General features: G+C 50.2%; 20 protein-coding genes. 9 read left to right on the top strand and 11 right to left on the bottom strand.

Annotation, left to right across the window (positions count from 1 at the left end; all coding sequences use genetic code 11):
* The first annotated feature begins 9 nt into the window (after nt 1-9).
* Nucleotides 10-1,584 (top strand): glycosyltransferase family 2 protein, encoded by a 1,575-nt coding sequence (locus tag HMPREF2596_RS07655; protein WP_070850611.1) that lies wholly within the window; start codon nt 10-12, stop codon nt 1,582-1,584.
* A gap of 224 nt (nt 1,585-1,808) precedes the next feature.
* The gene (locus HMPREF2596_RS07650; protein ID WP_070850610.1) at nt 1,809-3,137 is read left to right on the top strand and encodes an anaerobic C4-dicarboxylate transporter family protein; all 1,329 of its coding nucleotides are present in this window, start codon (nt 1,809-1,811) and stop codon (nt 3,135-3,137) included.
* A 69-nt stretch (nt 3,138-3,206) separates the two neighbouring features.
* On the opposite strand, the gene HMPREF2596_RS07645 is transcribed toward HMPREF2596_RS07650, so the two are convergent.
* Nucleotides 3,207-3,632: a DUF4124 domain-containing protein gene (locus HMPREF2596_RS07645; protein ID WP_070850609.1), complete on the bottom strand. Its 426-nt coding sequence runs from the start codon at nt 3,630-3,632 to the stop codon at nt 3,207-3,209.
* 189 nt (nt 3,633-3,821) lie between these two features.
* Here HMPREF2596_RS07645 and guaB point away from each other — a divergent pair, with 189 nt between their 5' ends.
* Nucleotides 3,822-5,285 (top strand): IMP dehydrogenase, encoded by a 1,464-nt coding sequence (gene guaB, locus HMPREF2596_RS07640; protein ID WP_070850608.1) that lies wholly within the window; start codon nt 3,822-3,824, stop codon nt 5,283-5,285.
* Nucleotides 5,286-5,567: 282 nt separating this feature from the next.
* Nucleotides 5,568-6,587 carry a lipopolysaccharide heptosyltransferase II gene (waaF, locus tag HMPREF2596_RS07635; protein WP_070850607.1) on the top strand — a complete coding sequence of 340 codons (1,020 nt, stop codon included), beginning with the start codon at nt 5,568-5,570 and terminating at the stop codon, nt 6,585-6,587.
* A 145-nt stretch (nt 6,588-6,732) separates the two neighbouring features.
* On the opposite strand, the gene HMPREF2596_RS07630 is transcribed toward waaF, so the two are convergent.
* From HMPREF2596_RS07630 to HMPREF2596_RS07620, 3 genes are all read right to left on the bottom strand, one after another.
* On the bottom strand, nt 6,733-7,707 hold the full coding sequence (locus HMPREF2596_RS07630; protein ID WP_070822288.1) for a class 1 fructose-bisphosphatase: 975 nt from the start codon (nt 7,705-7,707) through the stop codon (nt 6,733-6,735).
* Nucleotides 7,708-7,774: 67 nt separating this feature from the next.
* Nucleotides 7,775-8,128 carry a CSN8/SAC3 domain-containing protein gene (locus HMPREF2596_RS07625; protein WP_070850606.1) on the bottom strand — a complete coding sequence of 118 codons (354 nt, stop codon included), beginning with the start codon at nt 8,126-8,128 and terminating at the stop codon, nt 7,775-7,777.
* A 129-nt stretch (nt 8,129-8,257) separates the two neighbouring features.
* Nucleotides 8,258-9,103 (bottom strand): 23S rRNA (adenine(2030)-N(6))-methyltransferase RlmJ, encoded by an 846-nt coding sequence (locus HMPREF2596_RS07620; protein WP_070850605.1) that lies wholly within the window; start codon nt 9,101-9,103, stop codon nt 8,258-8,260.
* A 125-nt stretch (nt 9,104-9,228) separates the two neighbouring features.
* On the opposite strand from HMPREF2596_RS07620, the gene HMPREF2596_RS07615 reads away from it, so the two are divergent.
* Both HMPREF2596_RS07615 and HMPREF2596_RS07610 read left to right on the top strand, forming a co-directional pair.
* Nucleotides 9,229-9,843: a riboflavin synthase gene (locus tag HMPREF2596_RS07615; protein WP_003683409.1), complete on the top strand. Its 615-nt coding sequence runs from the start codon at nt 9,229-9,231 to the stop codon at nt 9,841-9,843.
* 15 nt (nt 9,844-9,858) lie between these two features.
* Nucleotides 9,859-10,725 (top strand): ATP-binding protein, encoded by an 867-nt coding sequence (locus HMPREF2596_RS07610; protein ID WP_070850604.1) that lies wholly within the window; start codon nt 9,859-9,861, stop codon nt 10,723-10,725.
* A gap of 63 nt (nt 10,726-10,788) precedes the next feature.
* Here the strand turns inward: HMPREF2596_RS07610 and HMPREF2596_RS07605 are convergent, their stop codons facing one another.
* Nucleotides 10,789-11,217, bottom strand: a complete 429-nt coding sequence (locus HMPREF2596_RS07605; protein WP_036490577.1) for a Spy/CpxP family protein refolding chaperone — start codon at nt 11,215-11,217, stop codon at nt 10,789-10,791.
* A 277-nt stretch (nt 11,218-11,494) separates the two neighbouring features.
* On the opposite strand from HMPREF2596_RS07605, the gene rpe reads away from it, so the two are divergent.
* A complete protein-coding gene (gene rpe, locus HMPREF2596_RS07600) occupies nt 11,495-12,175 on the top strand; it encodes a ribulose-phosphate 3-epimerase (protein ID WP_070850603.1) in 681 nt (226 codons plus the stop codon).
* Between the two features lie 105 nt (nt 12,176-12,280).
* On the opposite strand, the gene HMPREF2596_RS07595 is transcribed toward rpe, so the two are convergent.
* Both HMPREF2596_RS07595 and HMPREF2596_RS07590 read right to left on the bottom strand, forming a co-directional pair.
* The gene (locus HMPREF2596_RS07595) at nt 12,281-13,663 is read right to left on the bottom strand and encodes a phosphomannomutase/phosphoglucomutase (RefSeq protein ID WP_070850602.1); all 1,383 of its coding nucleotides are present in this window, start codon (nt 13,661-13,663) and stop codon (nt 12,281-12,283) included.
* Nucleotides 13,664-13,784: 121 nt separating this feature from the next.
* A complete protein-coding gene (locus HMPREF2596_RS07590; RefSeq protein ID WP_070850601.1) occupies nt 13,785-14,627 on the bottom strand; it encodes a KPN_02809 family neutral zinc metallopeptidase in 843 nt (280 codons plus the stop codon).
* 186 nt (nt 14,628-14,813) lie between these two features.
* Here HMPREF2596_RS07590 and HMPREF2596_RS07585 point away from each other — a divergent pair, with 186 nt between their 5' ends.
* A complete protein-coding gene (locus HMPREF2596_RS07585; RefSeq protein ID WP_070460894.1) occupies nt 14,814-15,311 on the top strand; it encodes a YbhB/YbcL family Raf kinase inhibitor-like protein in 498 nt (165 codons plus the stop codon).
* Nucleotides 15,312-15,390: 79 nt separating this feature from the next.
* On the opposite strand, the gene HMPREF2596_RS07580 is transcribed toward HMPREF2596_RS07585, so the two are convergent.
* From HMPREF2596_RS07580 to HMPREF2596_RS07570, 3 genes are all read right to left on the bottom strand, one after another.
* Entirely contained in the window at nt 15,391-15,900 is a 510-nt protein-coding gene (locus HMPREF2596_RS07580) for a peptidylprolyl isomerase (protein ID WP_003747093.1), read from the bottom strand.
* Nucleotides 15,901-16,016: 116 nt separating this feature from the next.
* The gene (locus tag HMPREF2596_RS07575; RefSeq protein WP_070850600.1) at nt 16,017-17,435 is read right to left on the bottom strand and encodes an SLC13 family permease; all 1,419 of its coding nucleotides are present in this window, start codon (nt 17,433-17,435) and stop codon (nt 16,017-16,019) included.
* A 193-nt stretch (nt 17,436-17,628) separates the two neighbouring features.
* On the bottom strand, nt 17,629-18,801 hold the full coding sequence (locus tag HMPREF2596_RS07570) for a sugar transporter (protein WP_070850599.1): 1,173 nt from the start codon (nt 18,799-18,801) through the stop codon (nt 17,629-17,631).
* 144 nt (nt 18,802-18,945) lie between these two features.
* On the opposite strand from HMPREF2596_RS07570, the gene HMPREF2596_RS07565 reads away from it, so the two are divergent.
* Nucleotides 18,946-19,155 carry a heavy-metal-associated domain-containing protein gene (locus HMPREF2596_RS07565; protein WP_070850598.1) on the top strand — a complete coding sequence of 70 codons (210 nt, stop codon included), beginning with the start codon at nt 18,946-18,948 and terminating at the stop codon, nt 19,153-19,155.
* A 246-nt stretch (nt 19,156-19,401) separates the two neighbouring features.
* Here the strand turns inward: HMPREF2596_RS07565 and cueR are convergent, their stop codons facing one another.
* A complete protein-coding gene (gene cueR, locus HMPREF2596_RS07560) occupies nt 19,402-19,794 on the bottom strand; it encodes a Cu(I)-responsive transcriptional regulator (protein WP_070850597.1) in 393 nt (130 codons plus the stop codon).
* Between the last annotated feature and the right edge of the window lie 206 nt (nt 19,795-20,000).

The raw sequence follows: 20,000 nt of genomic DNA, 5'->3' as shown, positions 1-20,000 counted from the left end.
GGCCTTTTTATGATGCACACAATTCCGGCAACCGCCGCCATGTTGGTAAAAAATTCAGAACGTTATCTTTCAGAAGTTTTGAGTGCGCTGAAAGACTTTGACGAAGTCCTGTTGTTGGACAACGGCTCGACCGACCGTACTTTTGAAATTGCCAAGGGCTTTCCCAATGTCAGCTATTACAAACATGACTTTATCGGGTTTGGCCCGATGAAAAATCTGGCGGCCAGACTGGCGCAAAACGATTGGATTTTCAGCATAGACAGCGATGAAGTGGCGGATGAGGCTTTAATCGAAGCCATTCGTGCGGCCGTTTTGGAAAATGAGAAGGAACATATCTTTTCGCTTTCCCGTCTGAACCATTACCACGGCCGCCTGATTAAAGGCTGCGGCTGGTATCCGGATATTATTCCGCGCCTTTATCATCGCAGATTTACCCGTTTTTCCGACCGTCAGGTGCATGAGTCTTTGGTGTTGCCGCAGGAAGCCAAGGTTAAACAACTCGATGGCCGTCTGAAACATTATTCTTTTGAAAACGCCGAAGGGTTGATTCAAAAAATGCAGCAGTATAGCTCGCTGTATGCGGAAGAAAACCGCTTCAAGAAAGACAGTTCGCCGTTTAAGGCTTTGCTGCATGGCGGCGTATCGTTTGTGAAAAATTACCTGCTCAAACGCGGTTTTGCCTATGGGGCGGACGGGCTGACGATTTCGGTGTCCAACGCGCAAGGTTCGTATTACAAATATGTCAAACTTTACGAGCGCAACCGCACGATAACCGTCTCCCTCATCATCACTACCTATAATCGTCCCGATGCTCTGGAGCTGGTGTTGAAATCGGCTTTATCGCAAACCCGTCTGCCGGATGAGATTATTGTCGCGGATGACGGCTCAAGGCAGGAAACCGCCGAAGTGGTTGATTTTATCCGCCGCAGGGCAAGTATTCCGGTCAAACATTCATGGCAGCCGGATAGGGGCTTTCGTGCTGCCGAATCGCGCAACCGTGCGCTGGCGCAGGCGAAAAGCGATTATATTGTGTTGATTGACGGCGATATGATCTTGGATCCGTCTTTTATCGCCGATCATTTGAAGATTGCCCGCAAAGGCCGTCTGATACAGGGTTCCCGCGTGATTTTGACTGAGGATAAAACGCAGGATATTTTAGACGAAGGCGATTTGCCTGCTTTGTCTATGTTCAGCTCGGGAATAGAAAAACGGCTTTCCGCCCTGCGCTGTCGTTGTTTGGCCAAACTGGCAGGCCGAAAAGGCAACCGCAAACACAAAGGCATCAAAACTTGCAATATGGGCTTTTTCCGCAGCGATGCGCTGGCCGTTAACGGGTTTGACAATAGTTTTGTCGGTTGGGGCAGGGAAGACAGCGAATTTGTCGCCCGTTGCTATCATAATGGGATGAAACGCCATAATTTGAAATTTGCCGGCATTGCGTACCACCTCTGGCACAATGAGGCAGAACGCGATTCCTTGCCGCAAAACGATGCCTTGTTGGAGGCAACCTTGTCGGAACGCAAAATCCGCTGTGTCCATGGCGTATCGGATTTTATAAAAGATGAAGAAGTAGCTGGAAAATAGCTTTATCATTTCATCTGAATCATAGAGGCCGTCTGAAAATCTTCAGACGGCCTTTTTTGTGCTTTTGATGAGTCTATTGGTTAAATGAGAATATTATTTATTTGATGTAGATCAGTATGTATAATTAGGTAAAGTATGGTTAGGGAAGAGGGTTTACTCTATAATCCAATCGTTTGTAATTTTATTTCGGCGAAGGCCGGATTTTGGGAGTTGTGATGTCAACTATGTTTTTTATCCAGTTTGCCGTTGTGCTGCTGTGTATCCTGATTGGCGCGCAGGTTGGCGGTATTGGTTTGGGCGTGCTCGGCGGTATCGGCTTGGCCGTATTGTCTTTTGGTTTCCATCTTCAGCCGACCAGCCCGCCGATTGATGTGATGCTGATGATTATGGCGGTAGTGTCTGCCGCGGCGGCCATGCAGGCCAGCGGCGGTTTGGACTATATGATTAAGATTGCCACGCGTGTGTTGCACCGCAATCCGAAATACATCACCTTTATCGCGCCGGCGGTAACATACATCTTTACCGTGTTGGCAGGTACGGGCCATGTGGCTTACTCGGTCTTGCCCGTGATTGCCGAAGTCAGCCGCCGCAATGGCATCCGTCCTTCCCGTCCGTTGACAATGGCGGTTATCGCTTCCCAATTTGCGATTGTTGCCAGCCCGATTGCCGCCGCCGTTGTTGCCTGCGTCTCCATGCTTGAGCCGCAGCACATCACGATGGCGGATGTGTTGAAAGTCACCGTTCCGTCCACGATTTTGGGTATCGGTTTGGCTTGCGTGTTCGTAAACAAACTGGGTAAAGAGTTGAAAGACGATCCGCATTATCAGGCTTTGTTGAAAGACCCGAACTATGTGAAAGAATACATCGATGTGGAGGAGCAAAAAACCGATGTCGTCATTTCGCCGAAAGCCAAATTGTCGGTCGGTATTTTCTTGACTGCGGCATTGCTGGTGGTTGTGATGGGTGCGCTGCCTGAGTTGCGTCCGGCTTTTGAACACGATGGCGCGATCAAGCCTATGGGCATGGCGCATACGATTGAAATCGTGATGCTGTCTGCTTCTGCGCTGATTATTTTGGCGTGTAAGCCCAATGGCGATGCGATTACCCGAGGTTCGGTATTCCACGCCGGTATGCGTGCCGTGATTGCGGTGTTTGGCGTGGCTTGGTTGGGCGATACCTTGATGAACGGCCACTTAACAGAAGTGGAATCGACCGTCAGTCATTTGGTTGAATCTGCACCATGGACCTTTGCCTTTGCCTTGTTTATCTTGTCGGTATTGGTCAACAGCCAAGGCGCGACAGTGGCAACGCTGTTCCCAATCGCTATCAAACTGGGTATTCCTGCGCCCATCATTATTGGCACATTTGTCGCGGTAAACGGCTATTTCTTCATTCCAAACTACGGTCCGATTATTGCCGCTATCGACTTCGATACAACCGGCTCAACCAAAATCGGCAAATTTATCTTCAACCACAGCTTCATGATTCCGGGCTTGTTGAGCATGGCATTTAGTCTGGCGTTCGGTTTGTTGTTGGTTCAACTGTATTATTGATGGACTGAACGATGAAGGCCGTCTGAAATTTAATTTCAGACGGCCTTTTTGATATTGTTATTTGAGAGCTTAATTGCAGTATTTATTGACGTCGTTTTGGTATTGCTTAATCAGGCTGTCGCGATTGGCCAAGCGTGCGCTTTCGGCGACTTGGCGGTTGATTTTGGCGATTTTGCAGTTTTCCAGCTTGTTTTGGCGGTTTTGCTCTTCGATTTTTTTATTGCGCTCTTCGATTTGTTTGTTTTGTTCCGCAACCTGTTCGTTGGGTTGCTCGGCAACCGGCTCAGATGCCGCCGAAGCAGGCGCAACGGCAGGTTTGACGTTGTGCGTGCGGATGTTGACCACGCCGGAACGCTTCAGTTGCAGGCGGTTTGGCGTATCGGAATAGCTGTTGCCCGATGAGCCTTTCCAAGTGTAAACCTCGGCCGCGTCGGTCAGGGCGGTGGAAGAGAGAAGGGCTGCTATCAGACAGGTTTTGAGTACGGAAGATTTCATGGGTTTCCCTTATGTAAATGATGTTCTCATGCGGCTTATTTTACTTGAAACTGCAATGCGTTGGCATATTTTTGTACGCTAGATCAAATCATGTAAAAAAATAACGTTAAAACATGTATTGCCAATGTTAGCATCAAGCCGGTGTGATATAATGCCGTGCATCTTGCACAAACTGAAAGACCGAGCATCATGCGTATTGTAGAAAAAGCCTATACTTTCGACGACGTTTTGTTGGTTCCAGCGCACTCAAACGTGCTGCCTCGAGATGTCAAACTTCAAACCAAACTCACCCGCGATATCACGCTCAACCTCCCCCTACTTTCTGCTGCAATGGATACCGTTACCGAAGCGCGTCTGGCCATTTCTATGGCTCAAGAAGGCGGCATCGGCATTATCCATAAAAACATGACGCCGGAGTTGCAAGCGCGTGCCGTTTCCAAAGTGAAGCGCCATGAGAGCGGCGTGGTGAAAGATCCCGTTACCGTTGCGCCGACCGCATTGATCCGCGACGTATTGGAAATGCGCGCACAACGCAAACGCAAAATGTCCGGTCTGCCTGTTGTTGAAAACGGCAAAGTGGTCGGTATCGTGACCAACCGCGACCTGCGTTTTGAAAACCGTGTCGATCTGCCTGTTTCTGCCATCATGACCCCCCGTGAGCGTTTGGTTACCGTTCCTGAAGGTACCAGCATCGATGAAGCACGCGAGATCATGCATGCGCACAAAGTAGAGCGCGTTTTGGTATTGAACGACCAAGACGAACTCAAAGGTCTGATTACCGTTAAAGATATTCTGAAAACAACCGAATTCCCTAATGCCAGCAAAGATGCCGAAGGCCGTCTGCGCGTCGGTGCTGCAGTGGGTACCGGCGGTGATACCGAAGAGCGCGTCAAAGCATTGGTGGAAGCAGGCGTGGACGTGATTGTAGTCGATACTGCCCACGGCCATAGCCAAGGCGTTATCGATCGCGTGCGCTGGGTAAAAGAAACCTATCCGCACATTCAAGTCATCGGCGGCAACATTGCTACTGCTAAAGCCGCTTTGGATTTGGTGGCTGCCGGTGCGGATGCCGTTAAAGTCGGTATCGGCCCTGGCTCGATTTGTACGACCCGTATCGTGGCCGGCGTGGGCGTGCCTCAACTGACTGCGATTCACAATGTTTCCGAAGCCCTGAAAGGTACAGGCGTTCCCCTGATTGCCGACGGCGGTATCCGCTTCTCCGGCGATATTGCCAAAGCACTTGCTGCCGGCGCATACAGCGTCATGCTCGGCGGTATGTTTGCCGGTACGGAAGAAGCACCGGGCGAAATCGAACTTTACCAAGGCCGCTCTTACAAGTCTTACCGCGGCATGGGTTCGTTGGGTGCGATGAGCCAAGGCTCTGCCGACCGCTACTTCCAAGACAAAACCGACAGCACAGACAAATATGTTCCTGAAGGCATTGAAGGTCGCGTGCCTTACAAAGGCCCGATTGTGAACATCATCCACCAACTGACCGGCGGTCTGCGCTCCAGCATGGGTTATCTGGGTTGCGCCAATATTGCTGAAATGCATGAGAAAGCAGAATTTGTGGAAATCACTTCTGCCGGTATGAGCGAATCCCACGTTCACGACGTACAAATCACCAAAGAAGCGCCTAACTACCATCGTTAAACCACTATAAAAAGGTCGTCTGAAAATATTTCAGACGGCCTTTCTGTTTTTATAAGGTTTTAAAAATGAAGCAAATATTGCTTGCCGCTGTTATGTTTGGTATTTGGGGCGTGGTATTTGCAGAGTTTGCAGAATAATTGGGAAGACAAACTAAAACCAGAGTGCATCTGTTGAAATGACATGTATCAAATAGTACGTTCTGCTCAGGGCAATTAAACCAAGTTTCAGACGGCCTTTTAAAAATCGTATTACAATAAGCCAAAATTAAAAACACATTCCATTATGTCCAAAAAAATCCTGATTATTACCCCAAGCTGGATTGGCGACTGCGTCATGACCCAACCGCTTTATCGCCGTTTGCATGAGTTGTATCCCGGCTGCACCATTGATGCTTTTGCCCCCAAATGGTCGATGGCTGTATTTGAGCGTATGCCTGAAATCAACCGTGTGATGGAAAATCCGTTTGGACATGGTGCGTTGGAATTGAAAAAACGCTGGCGTATCGGGCGTGAATTGGGAAAAGAAGGCTATGATCAAGTGATTGTTTTGCCCGGTTCGCTCAAATCCGCCATTATTGCCTTGGCTACGGGTATTAAACAGCGTACGGGCTACGTCGGCGAGTCGCGCTATTTTTTGCTGAACGATATCCGCAAGTTGGATAAGACTGCGTTGCCTCTGATGGTCGACCGCTATACTGCGCTGGCGTATCCGACCCAAGCGGATTTTAACGGGCATTCCGATAATCCCTGTTTCACGATTGATCCCGCAAGCCGTCAAGCTGCTTTGGCAAAATATAGTCTAAAGACGGATAAACCGATTTTGGCATTTTGTCCCGGTGCGGAATATGGCCCGGCCAAGCGTTGGCCTGCGCGTCATTTTGCCGAACTGGGTCGCCGCTATTTGGCTAAGGGTTGGCAGGTTTGGCTGTTTGGTTCGCAAAAAGATTTTGATATTGCAGATGAAATCAACCGGTTTTCAGACGGCCTGTGTACCAATCTTTGCGGCAAAACCAATCTTTCGGAGGCGATTGATTTGTTGTCTTGCGCCGATACGGTCGTGTGCAACGACAGCGGTCTGATGCACCTTGCGGCCGCGCTTGATCGGAAATTGGTTGCGGTTTACGGCTCATCCAGCCCTGACCATACGCCGCCTCTAAGCCAAAAGGCAAAAATCGTCAGCTTGAATTTGGATTGCTCGCCTTGTTTCAAGCGTGAATGTCCGTTGGGGCATACGGATTGTTTGAACAAACTGACGCCGGATATAGTGCAAAAAGCGGCGGAAGAGCTGGCTCGTTCGGCGTAATCCAATAAATAAAGATCAGATGGAAAGCGGCAAAGGGCAGATTTGAGTCTGCCTTTTTGATTTTGTTTCTTTTATTTTTTAACCAAAGGCCGTCTGAAAATCATATTTCAGACGGCCTTTTTTGGTTTGAAATCAATACATCCGATTATTTTTGATGCAGATTGTAAACGTATTCGACTTCTTCGCGGCTGCCCATGAATACGGCAACACGTTGGTGCAGGCCGGTAGGTTGGATGTCGAGCATGGCTTCGATGGCGTTATTTGATGCGCCGCCGGCTTGTTCCATAATCAGGCTCATCGGGTTGGCTTCGTACATCAGGCGCAGTTTGCCCGGTTTGGATGGGTCGCGTTTGTCTTGCGGATACATGAATACGCCACCGCGCATCAGGATGCGGTGGATTTCGGCAACCATGCTGGCTACCCAGCGCATATTGTAGTTTTTGCCGCGTACGCCGGTTTCGCCTGCCAGCAATTCGTCAATGTATTGTTGAACAGGGGCGAACCAATGTCTTTGGTTGGACATATTGATGGCGAATTCTTTAGTGGATTCTGGAACGCGCGGATTTTCTTTGGTCAGCAGGAATTGGTTGGCATCGTCCAGAGTGAAGACGAATACGCCGTGACCGACAGTCAGTACCAGTTGGGTTTGCGGACCGTATAAAACATAACCTGCGGCCACTTGGTCGCGGCCTTTTTGCAGGAAGGATTCGGTAGTCAATGCGCCTTCGGGTTTGGCCAAGACGGAGAAGATGGTGCCGACGGAGATGTTGACGTCGATATTGGAAGAGCCGTCCAACGGGTCAAACAATACCAAATAGCCGCCGTTTTCGTGTGTGGCGACATAGGTGTCTTCTTCTTCGCTGGCAAGGCCTGCGATGTTGGCATTGGCTTTTAAAACATCAATCATGATGTTGTTGGCGATGACGTCCAGTTTCTTTTGGTCTTCGCCTTGGATGTTGCCGGTACCTGCCATGCCTAAAACGCCGGAAAGCGCGCCGAGGCGGACTTTGGCGTTAATGTCCAAGCAGGCGGCGGCTACGGATTCCAGTACGCCGGCCAGCTCTTGCGGCAGTTTGTGTTCGGGCAGGTGTTGGGCTAAGAATTGGTTCAATGTCTTCATGGTTTCACTCTTTTCCTAAGTTTGAATCGAATATTTTTTAATTTCAGGCCGTCTGAAAACGGCGTGTTCATTTGGTTTTGCTCTCGGCCATGCCTAAAACTTCTTTAGTGCAGGCGATGCTGGTGTCTTTGATGCGTTTTTTCAGCTCGTCGCTCATAGAGTCGCTGCCGCCCAAAAGTGAGGTCGCTTCTTCGGGGCTGATTTTATCAACTGTTTTTTCACCGATACAGTGGCAGATTTTTTCAGTGGTCGCGGAATCAAACGGGCTTTTTCCTGCGGCTTTTTCTACGCAGGTTTCGGTTGCCGAGCGGACAAATTCGGTGCGGAAACTTTGGGTAAATTCTTCTTTAAATTCGTTTTTTACTGATTCGCTGCACGCGCAAAGCAGGAGTGTGCAGGCTAGGGGTGTGCGTATATTCATGAGTGGACGGCCGTTAATTGTTATGTTGTGAATTGTAGTGGAAAAAGGCTTAAGTATAAAGGGTTAAGGCCGTCTGAACGGGTATGACGGCAAAATCGAAGTGCTTGGTATGCGTTCAGACGGCAGCGTTTATTTCGTTTTGCTTTCCAATACATAATGCGCGCCGGCATCTTGCGCCAAAATTTTGGAAAGCTCGGGCAGATTGTTTTGTAATTGTTCGGCAAGCATATAAGGCGGATTGATGACGAACATGCCGCTGCCGTGCATGCCGAAGCCGTCGCTGCGCGGCGTATGGACATGAAGCTCGGCGTGCAGATAATTGTCGGGAGCGATTTTTTTGAGTTCGTCAGGCAGTTTGCGGCTTTCTTCGCGGCTCAAGCAGGGATACCAAATCATGTAGCAGCCGGTTTCAAAGCGTTTTAACGCATCTTTCAGGACTTGGACGACGCGGCGGTAGTCTTGTTTTTCTTCGTAGGGCGGATCAATCAAGACGGCGGCGCGGCGGGGCGGAGGAGGCAAGAGTGAAATCAGGCCCTGATAGCCGTCCGCTTGGCTGACTTGCACTTTGCGCGTCGGACGGACTTCGCGCATATTGTTTTGCAAATGGACAAAATCAGTAGGGTGCAGCTCAAAGAGGCGCATTTTGTCGCTGTCGCGCGTGAGCGCCTGTGCCAGCCAAGGCGAACCGCAGTAAAGGTTGTCTTGCGGCAGGATTTGCTTCAGACGGCCTATAAATTCGGCCAATTCGGCAGGCAGCTTGTCAGCTTGTTCCAAGAGCGCAATGCCTTGTTTGTATTCGCCGACTTTTTGCGCTTCATCGCCGCTCAAATCATACAAACCGGCACCGCTGTGCGTATCGATATACCAATAAGGCTTGTCTTTGCGGTTGAAATATTCGAGGACGAGGAAGAGGGTAAAGTGCTTGAGCATATCGGCATGGTTGCCGGCATGGAAGGCGTGGCGGTAGCTGAGCATGATCGGGCGGCGGAAATAAAAATCCGATTATACCCCAAACCATCGCCACCACCGCTTTCAGACGGCCTTTGTGCCTGGAAAATGCTACAATATCCGCCTTATCGTACCATCGGAAAGAAGACATCATGTTTACAGGCATCGTACAAGGCATGGGCAAAATTACAGACATCGCCCAACCTTCGCCCGACTTTCGTACCCACACTGTCGAACTGCCCCCCGAAATCGCCGACAATCTGCAAACCGGCGCTTCTGTCGCCAACAATGGCTGCTGCCTGACCATTACCCGAATCGACGGTAATAAAGTTAGCTTTGATTTGATGGACGAAACCTTACGCAAAACCAATCTCGGCAGCTTGAAAGTCGGCGACAGTGTCAATTTGGAACGCGCGGCGCGGTTTGGCGACGAAATCGGCGGCCATGTGATGAGCGGCCATGTGATGGCGGTTACCCGAATTTCCCGTATCGAATCCAGCGAGTTCAACCGCACCGTTTGGTTTGAGCTGCCGGAAAACCTAAAGCCCTACATTCTGACCAAAGGCTTTGTCGGTTTGGACGGTTGCAGCCTGACCATAGGCGAAGTTAGCGACAGCGAATTTTGCGTACACCTGATTCCGGAGACTTTGGAGCGCACCCTGTTTGGCAGCCGCAAAGAAGGCGACCTCATCAATATTGAAATCGATCCGCAAACCCAAGCCGTTGTCGATACCGTGATGCGTGTATTGGCACAAAAGGCCGTCTGAAAGAAGAAAGTAAAAATGAAATTATCCGAATTTTTAAAAAAAGCCTATTCCGTTTTAAACCGTTTGGATTTAATCCTACCTGACGAGCCGGGAAAAACCGATTGGCAGGCACTTGCCTACCGTTGGCACAGCGTGGGCAAAAAAGGCATTTTAGAAAGCCTGCCGCGTCCGCATACGTTTCCTTTGAGCCGATTGGCGGCAGTCGGTTCGCAAACCGACAGGCTGAAACGCAATACCGAGCAATTTTTGGCAGGCCGTCCGGCCAATAATGTCTTGATGACCGGCGCACGCGGTACGGGTAAATCTTCCTTGGTTAAAGCGTTGTTGCACGAATACGCCGAGCGCGGCCTGCGACTGATTGAAGTGGATAAAAGCGATTTGGTCAGCCTGCCGGCTTTGTTGACGCTGTTATCCGGCCGTCCTGAGAAATTTATCGTCTTCTGCGATGATTTGTCGTTTGAAACCGGCGATGAAACCTATAAAGCCTTGAAAACCGCTTTGGATGGCGGACTGTCGCAACGTTGCTCTAATGTTTTGGTTTATGCCACTTCCAACCGCCGCCATTTAATTCCCGAATACATGGATGAAAATGGTGGTACTACGGGCATTCGCGGCGAAATCCATCAGAAGGAAGCCGTCGAGGAGAAAATTTCCCTTTCCGACCGCTTCGGCTTATGGCTGAGTTTTTATCCTTTTGACCAAAACGATTATTTGACCGCCGTAGCCAACTGGTTGGACGATTTCAATGTGCCTTTTGACGATACCGCGCGCCAAGCCGCGTTGCAATGGGCGCAAATGCGCGGCAGCCGTTCAGGCCGCTCGGCATGGCAGTTTGCCTGCGACTGGGCAGGACGCTTGCCGGAAGAAAGAGTGCTAGATTAAGGCTGAAAAGTAAAGGCCGTCTGAATATGGTTTCAGACGGCCTTTTGTATTTTTATTTATCCATCAGCGCAAGCATGAAGACAACCACTGCTGGCGTTGGCGCGGATTGAGCAGATGATAGAGGCGGTATTGGATTTCCATTTCATCCACTGCATAGTCCATGCTGGAGAGGTAGCGGCTTTCAACATAGTCGCGGGCGGCGTTTGAGTCGAATGAGTCGCCGGATAGGATTTTGATGATGGTTTGACGGCGGTTGCGGTCGGAGCGTACGGTTTTGCGGTAGGCTTTATCGTTGATTTGTTTGAAGTCGGTACGCAGGCGGCGCAGGGCGGCGTGTTGGTCGGCGGATAAATTAAGCTGTCGAATGTCGCAATTTGGGTGGAAGTCGTCCAAAGTGGCCAGAAATGGACCGGCATGGGCAGGCAGGCTGGAACAGAGTAGGGCGAGTGCTAAGAAAGTAAAAGTCGGATAGCGGGAAAGTGCGACAGACACGGTGTTTTCCTAATGTTTCATCAGGTTTGGAAATATAACCGATTAGCGTGTGAAAGGCAGTATCAAAGCAGTTAACTTTTGTTAATGATGTTAGATTTTTCTGCATATGTATGTATTCAAATAATTTATTTTCAAAGCCTTACAATTTGATTTTAAGTTTCATTAATGTATGTGAAATGTAAATTCATAAAAATGACGGTAGAGACGTTGTCGGCGACATACAACATAGGGTTAAAAATGCGATAATGACAAAGGAACACACTTTAGGAGAATAAACATGACCGACTACCGTATCGCCCCCAGTATTTTGTCCGCTGATTTTGCCCGTTTGGGTGAAGAGGTTGCCGAAGTTATCCGCGCCGGTGCGGATTTGATTCATTTTGACGTGATGGACAATCATTATGTGCCAAATCTGACTTTCGGCCCTATGGTTTGCGCGGCTTTGAAACCATATGCAACCGTGCCGGTCGATGTACATTTGATGGTTGAGCCGGTGGATGATTTGATTCATGCGTTTGCCAAAGCCGGTGCCAATATCATTACTTTTCATCCGGAAGCCAGCCGCCACATCGACCGCAGCTTGGGTTTGATTAAAGAATACGGCTGTCAGGCAGGCTTGGTATTGAATCCTGCTACGCCGGTCAATATTTTGGAAAACGTTTTGGACAAACTGGATATGGTTTTGCTGATGTCGGTCAACCCGGGCTTTGGCGGGCAAAGCTTTATTCCGAATACGCTGGTGAAAATCCGCAAAGTGCGCGAGATGTTGGACGAGTATGAACGGCAAAGCGGCCGCCATGTCGCATTGGAAGTCGATGGCGGCGTGAAGACAGATAATATTGCTGAAATTGCGGCGGCAGGTGCAGATACGTTTGTGGCCGGTTCGGCGATTTTTGGCAAGCCGGATTACAAAGCCGTTATCGATGAAATGCGTCAACAGTTGGCGCAAGTCAGATAAACAAGCCAGGATATTCTTAGTTTTTGAAACTTTGGAATAACAATATTGAATATTAAAGGCCGTCTGAAATAATTTTCAGACGGCCTTTTGTTTTAGCCTAAACCCTTACAGCGGCCATTTCAATGCAGGATTGCTTTCAATGACTGCTTTGAATTGGTTTTGAATACGCTCAATCGCTTCTTGCGTATCCGCTTCAAAACGCAACACCAAAATCGGCGTGGTATTGGAAGCACGCATCAGGCCGAAGCCGTCGGGGAATTCAACGCGCAAGCCGTCGATGGTGATGATTTCGGTCGCACCTTCAAACTTGGCATTGGCAGCCAGCTCTTCAATCACTTTGTGGCCGTTGCTGCCTTCGGGCAGGTCGATGTTGAGTTCCGGAGTGGAGATGCTTTGCGGCAGCTTGTTCAATACTTCGGACGGATTGTCGAAGGCAGACAGGATTTCTAAGAGGCGTGCGCCGGCATACATACCGTCGTCGAAGCCGAACCAGCGTTCTTTAAAGAAGATGTGTCCGCTCATTTCGCCGGCAACCAGTGCGCCGGTTTTTTTCATGGTGGATTTGATGAAGCTGTGGCCGGTTTTTTCCATCACAGGATCGCCGCCGTGTTCTTTAATCCAAGGCGCGAGCAGGCGGGTGGATTTGACGTCGAAAATCACTTTGGCTTTAGGATTGCGGCTCAATACGTCTTGCGCGAAAAGCATCAGTTGGCGGTCCGGATAGATGATGTTGCCGTCTTTGGTAACCACGCCCAAGCGGTCGGCATCGCCGTCAAATGCCAAGCCGATTTCGGCATCGCCGTTTTTGAGCTCGACGATGAGGTCTTGCAGGTTTTTCGGTTTGGACGGATCAGGGTGGTGATTAGGGAAATTGCCGTCCACTTCGCAGAAAAGTTCAGTCACTTCATTGCCCAAACCTTTGTAGAGTTTGCCTGCAAATGCGCCGCCGACACCGTTGCCCGCGTCAATCACGATTTTCATCGGGCGTTTGAGCTTGATGTGGCCGACGATGTTGTTGTGGTATTCGCCGGAGATGTCTTTTTCGGTTACGCTACCTTGTTTGTCGGCGGCAACAAAACCGTCTTTTTCAATAATGGCTAAAAGTTCTTGAATGGCTTCGCCTGCGAGCGTGTCGCCACCGAGCATCATTTTGAAACCGTTGTAATCGGGCGGATTGTGGCTGCCGGTAATCATCACGCCGCTGCCGCCGCATTCGTTGATGGCCGCGAAGTAGAGCATAGGGGTGGCAACCATGCCGACATTGAGGACGTCGATGCCGCTGTCTGTGAAACCGCGTTGAATCTGCGCCATCAGGCCGGGGCCGCTCAAGCGTCCGTCGCGGCCGAGTGCAATGCGGGTAATGCCTTTTTCGGAGGCTTTGGTGGCAATGGCTTTGCCGATTAAGTAGGCTGCTTCGTCAGTCAGGGTTTTGCCGACGATGCCTCGGATGTCGTAGGCTTTGAAAATGTCGCGGGCGATATTTGCCATGTGGATTTCCTTTAAATTTAAGGGGAAATAATGAGGCTTATTCTAACACGGCTAAAAGGCCGTCTGAAAAAATCAGACGGCCTTTTGTTGTTACATCAAAGAACAGTGTTGTTTGGACGAATCAATTGTTGAAAGTGTTGCACTGGTTGATGTCGCCGCTTTCCAAACCGCGCTTGAGCCAAGTCATGCGCGCTTCTGAAGAGCCGTGGGTAAAGCTGTCGGGAACGACATAGCCCTGCGCCTGTTTTTGCAAGCGGTCGTCGCCGACGGATTCGGCGGCCAGCATGGCTTTTTGAATATCTTCGGCTTTGAAGATATTGTTGTTGACGGCGTAGTGTCCCCAAATGCCGGCGAAACAGTCGGCCTGCAATTCGAGTTTGACGGAAAGGGCATTGGCCTCTTTTTTGCCGACTTGCTGTTGCATTTTGTGGACTTTAGGCAGAATGCCGAGCAGGTTTTGAACGTGATGGCCGACTTCATGGGCAATAACGTAGGCAAACGCGGCATCACTAGCCGATTCGAGCTTGGTGCGCATGTCTTCGTAGAAGCTCAAGTCCAAATAAACTTTTTGGTCGCCAGGACAGTAAAACGGGCCCATGGCAGATTGACCCGTACCGCAGGCAGTGGACGTACCGCCTTCATACAACACCATGGTTGTCGGCGTGTAGTGTTGGCCGTGTTGTTGGAAATATTTGCTCCATGCTTTTTCCGTCTCGGCAAGGACGACACGGGACATTTCGTTCAATTCGGCTTCTTGTTGGCTGTCGAGTCGGGTAGCTTGCTGGGTAGGAATGCCCATTGAAGATGAGCCGCCAACCAAACCGCTCAAATCCACGCCGTAATATGCGCCGACCAAAACCACAATAATGCCGAGTATGCCCGGCGTTTTGCCGCCACCGCCGCCGCCACGGCTTCCGCGGCGATCTTCGACGTTTTGGCTTTGTTCACGACCTTTCCAATCCATAATGCGTATCCTGTGTAGTTTTCATGCGGCGGATTATACTATGGAATGTCAAATGTGTTTGATCGAATTGCGAATATTGCTTGAGGCCGTCTGAAAATGCGACATCGGGAAAGTGAAAACGGCAGTATCTTTCAGACGGCCTTGGGGTTTGTTAGAATGAACAAACCTACTATTGGGAGATATAAGATGAAAGTCAGCAGTAAAGCTATTGTCAACGGCGAATTTGAAGACAAATACGGCAAGCGCGGCAGCCAGTTCAGCCCGAACGGTATGCCTACTTATTCGATTCCTTTTGAGATCGAAGATGCGCCGGAGGGAACAAAATCGTTTGCCGTGGTATTGGAAGACAAAGATGCCATTTCAGCATCGGGTTTCGTATGGACGCATTGGTTGATTTCGGATTTGAAACGTACTTCCGTGGAAGAAAATGAAAGCATTTCTGCAACAGATTTTACGCAGGGTGCGAATACTTGGGCGAGCGCGTTGGGTAAATTTGAAATCGAAGAGGCTTCGTTTTATGGCGGTATGGCGCCACCGAACAACCGCCATCGTTACGAGCTGATTGTGTACGCGCTGGATACCGTTTTGGATTTGCCGCGCGGTTTCCGCTTTAATGAGCTGCATTTTGCCATGCAGGGTCATGTGTTGGATTCGGCATGCGTGGTCGGTACTTATGATGTGTGAAGGTATCGTCATTAATGATTGAAAAACAGCCTGTCCGTTTTAAATTCGGACAGGCTGTTTTTATGGGAAATCAAATCAATTAAACCACTTCGGCTTTGGTGATGATGACAGGCTCGGTCGGTACATCGTCGTGGTAGCCGTGGCGTTTGGTAGAAACGCCTTCGATGGCATCGACCACATCAAAACCGTCAACAACTTTACCGAAAACGGCATAGCCCCAGTCTTGGACGACGGTTTTGCCATACAGCTCTTTAGAACGGAAGTTCAGGAAAGCGTTGTCGGCAGTGTTGATGAAAAATTGCGCGCTGGCAGAGTGCGGATCGGAAGTACGCGCCATGGCGATGGTGTATTTTTCGTTGGGCAAACCGTTGGACGCTTCGTTTTGAATCGGATCGCGGGTTTCTTTTTCGTTCATGTTTTCATCCATGCCGCCGCCTTGAATCATGAAGCCTTTGATGACGCGGTGGAAGATTACGCCGTCGTAGAAGCCGTCTTTAACGTATTGCTCGAAGTTTTTAGCAGTAACGGGGGCTTTGTCGAAGTCAAGTTCGATTTTGATGTCGCCTTTGTTGGTGTGCAGGATAATCATGGGTTTCCTTTCGTTAGAATCCGGTTTTGAATCATTCGTTAAATTGTGTCTGAACGACAAACTTCAAGGCCGTCTGAAAAATATTCTTTCAGACGGCCTGGACTATGTTTACGGGTTTACGGCATCAGGACGAAATAAGCCCACAGCGCAACCAATACGATACAGAGGACGTTCAGCAATAAGCCGACGTTCATCATTTCGCGTTGTTTAATCAAGCCCGTACCGAACACAATCGCGTTAGGCGGCGTAGCAACCGGCAGCATGAACGCGCAAGATGCGCCGATGCCGATAACGAATACCAAGACTTGTTCGGGCAGCCCCATTTGTGTGGCGATGCTGGCGAAAATAGGCACGAGCAGCGCGGCGGAAGCCGTGTTACTGGTGAACTCGGTCAGGAAGATGATGAAGGCGGCAACCACGAAAATCACCAGCAATGCAGGAGAATGGGAGAAGGTGGAGGCAACCTGTTGACCCAATGCTTCGGACGCGCCGGAAGATTGCAGCAACGCGCTCAAGCTGATACCGCCGCCGAAGAGCATCAATACACCCCAGTCGGTATTGCGCGCAACTTCTTTCCATTGTGCCACGCCGAATACGACGACGGCAACGGCGGCAATCAGGGCAATGACGGTGTCGGGGTTGGAAATACCGAATGCTGCTTTGATTTTGGAGCTGAATACCCAAGCAATGGCGGCAGCCAAGAAAATCAACAATGCGATCACGCGGTGCAGCGTCCAAGGGATAGATTCCTCTTTAACTTCCACGCGTTCGTTCAAATTAGGTTTGAGGATGACGTACATGGAGAACAGCATTAACGGCAGAATCAACAGCATCATCGGCAGGCCGAGCTTCATCCAGCCGACAAAGTCCAAGTTCAGCGCTTTGGCGGCAATCATGTTTGGCGGAGAACCGACCACGGTACCCAAACCGCCGATACTGGCGCAGTAGGCGATGCCGAGCAGGACGAAAACGTAGGTTTTGCGCTCTTTTTCTTGATCGAGGTGGCTCATCATACCCATGGCCAAAGGCAGCATCATGGCGGCGGTTGCAGTATTGCTGATCCACATGGACAGGAAGGCGGTAACGGCAAACAGCATCAACACGGCCACTTTCATATTGCCGCGCGACAGGCGCAACAGGCTGACGGCGATTTTACGGTCGAGGCGCTGCATGTGCAGTGCGGTGGCAAGCGCGAAGCCGCCGAAGAAGATGTAAATCGTCGGATCGGCAAAGCCCGCCATCGCCTTTTTGATGTCCATGTCGGGGAAGCCGAGTACGACGGCGAGAATCGGCACCATCAATGCGGTTACCGTGATGTGGACGGCTTCGGTAAACCAAAGCGCGGCAACGAAAATCAACAACGCAATGCCTTTGTTGGCGTCGGGGCTGTAAGGCAGGATGCTGTAAATGCCTAAACAGACGACGGCGGAAATGATGGTGGTCAGCAGGCCTTTAAAGTCGGTAATCGGCTTTTGTGCACTGAGCAGCTCGACGTTTTCCGGATGCTGGGTTTTGTCCTTTGCGTGCAGATCCATAGAATGTTCCTCTGAAATTTACTGGTTTTTCTTTTACGCTTGTGCCGGCCGTTTTCAGACGGCCTGACAGCGACAGTATATTTGTAATTTAATGTAGTGTAAATAAATTGTAAATTATTTTTTAAAATAAAATAAAAAACGGACAAGCAGCAGGAAGGCTGTTTGTCCGTTCGATTAGGAAAGTGATTGGATTTTAAACGTTTTGTGTCGGGTTGTCTTGTGCTTTAACCAGCAGGCTGCACACGGCCAAAGCGGCCGCAGCCAAGAGCGCGCCTGCAATGCCGATATTGGAAAGGCCGAACCAAGTGGTCACGTAATGCCCCAAAAGCGCACCGCCGCCGATACCGACATTGTACAAACCTGAATAAATCGAGTTGGCCACATCTGTCGCATCAGAAGCAAACGACAATACTTTTGAGACCATGCCCAAGCTGACGATGACGATGGCCACACCCCAAATAAACACCAGCGCATATACCGCATACGGGAAAGAGGCAAGCGGCAGAAGCAGTAGGGCGGAAAGCAGGATGACCGCCACTGCGCCGAGCATAAACAAACGTTGCGCTTTGGCAAACCATTTGCCGAACAGATAAGACGCGGCAAATCCTGCCAAACCGTACAGGCTCAAAACGATGGTAACTTGTTCAGCCTTAAATCCGCCAACTTGCAACACAAAAGGCTCGATATAGCTGTATGCCGTGAAATGGGCTGTAATAATCAACACCGTCATGGCATAAAGCAGCATCAGGTTGCGGCGTTTGAACAAACTCGGCAGGCTGCTTAAAGAACCGGTATTCTGGCTGGGTAAAGCAGGCAGGTTTTTGGCCAACACCAGCATTACGCCGGCGGCGCAGACACCAATCAGCAGGAAGCTGAGCTGCCAGCCGAAGTATTGCCCGACCACGCGCCCCAGCGGAATGCCCAACACCATCGCCAAAACCGTACCCGTACTAAGCAAGCCCAAAGCCTGATTGGTTTTGCCGGTGGGCGCAAGCCGTACCGCCAAAGAAGCCGTAATCGACCAAAAGACCGCGTGTGTCAGCGCAATCCCGATACGGCTGACCAAGAGGATGTTGAAGTTCCAAGAAAAGAACGACAGCGCGTGAAACAGCGCAAACAGTGCAAACAGCATCAGCAATAATTTGCGCCGTTCGATGTTTTTCGTCATCAGCATCAGCGGCAGCGATAGGAGCGCAACAATCCACGCATACACCGTAATCATCATGCCCACTTCCGTTGCCGCTTTGCCAAAGCTTTGACCGATGTCGCTCAAAAGCGCAATCGGAATGTATTCGGTGGTATTGAAAATAAACGCACCCACCGCCAGCGCGCATACGCTAACCCATTGTTTGAATGTTGAAGTCATTATTATGTCCGTTTGATGAAGCAAAGGTCGTTATTGTACGCCTATCTGCATTTTTCAGACGGCTTTAATGAAGAATTTGCAAGCTGTTTGCGTAAGGAGTAAAGTATTTGGCAACCATATTTGTTTGAATGAAAGGAAATACAAATGCAAACTGTTACCCTCAATATCGACGGCATGACCTGCGGCGGCTGCGTGAAAAGCGTAACCCGTCTTTTGGAAGGCGTAGAAGGCGTGGAAAAAGCAGAAGTCAGCTTGGAAAACAAAAATGCCGTGATTACTTTCGATGAAAGCAAGACAGATGCCGACGTGCTGATTGATGCCGTAGAAGACGGCGGCTACGATGTGGCTTTGTAACCGATAAGCGTATTTTGAAAAGGCCGTCTGAAACGCTTCAGACGGCCTCTGTCTCTTGATAACTTACTTTTTGCCATTATTTGGATTACACCGCCACACGGGTAAACAAAAGTTTTCGCGCATATCTGAAGCCAAGCGGCGGCAAGTGGCTGCCGTATTACGACGAGGCCTGTACCAAACCGTTAGCGGCCGACTAAGGCTACCTGAAACTTTTCAGGTAGCCTGTTTCTATTCTGCCCAAGCTGCCTAACGCTCCTCCAGCCCGGCCAAAATCGCACAATCCGGGCAGTCGTCTCCCGTGCAGGCATCGTGCCAACGTTGCAGCTCGGCCACCATGCCCTGCAAGCGTTCGATTTTGGCTTCCAGCTCGGCGATGTGCCGCGCGGTGAGCGTTTTCACTTCGCGGCTGGTACGCTGCGGGTTGTGTTGCAGGCTCAAAAGCTGCCCGATCTGCGGCAGCGAAAAGCCCACTTCCCGCGCATGGCGGATAAAGCGCAACCGGACAAGGTCGGCCTGTCCGTAGCGGCGGTAGCCCGCTTCGCTGCGCGCGGCCGGGGCGATTAGGCCGTGCTTTTCGTAGTCGCGGATTTGTTTGGCGGAAAGGCCGCTCTCGGCCGCGGCCTGGCTGATGTTCATCATGATGCTTGACCTTTACTTCGGGTAAAGCTTTATAGTGGCGGCACTTAGCGGGAAAGCAAGAGCAGACCCATCATTTTAGGTTACCTGAAAGCTTTGGCTGCAACGGGCTTTAAAACCTCAGCCTCATTCCAACAGAAAGGAAACCCTATGCAAACCATCACATTAAACATCGAAGGCATGACCTGCGGCGGCTGCGTGAAAAGCGT

This window comes from Neisseria sp. HMSC078C12, from assembly GCF_001838065.1.
GTDB lineage: Bacteria > Pseudomonadota > Gammaproteobacteria > Burkholderiales > Neisseriaceae > Neisseria.
Note: the sequence above shows the minus strand (reverse complement) of the source record. Positions and strands in the feature narration are given on the sequence as shown.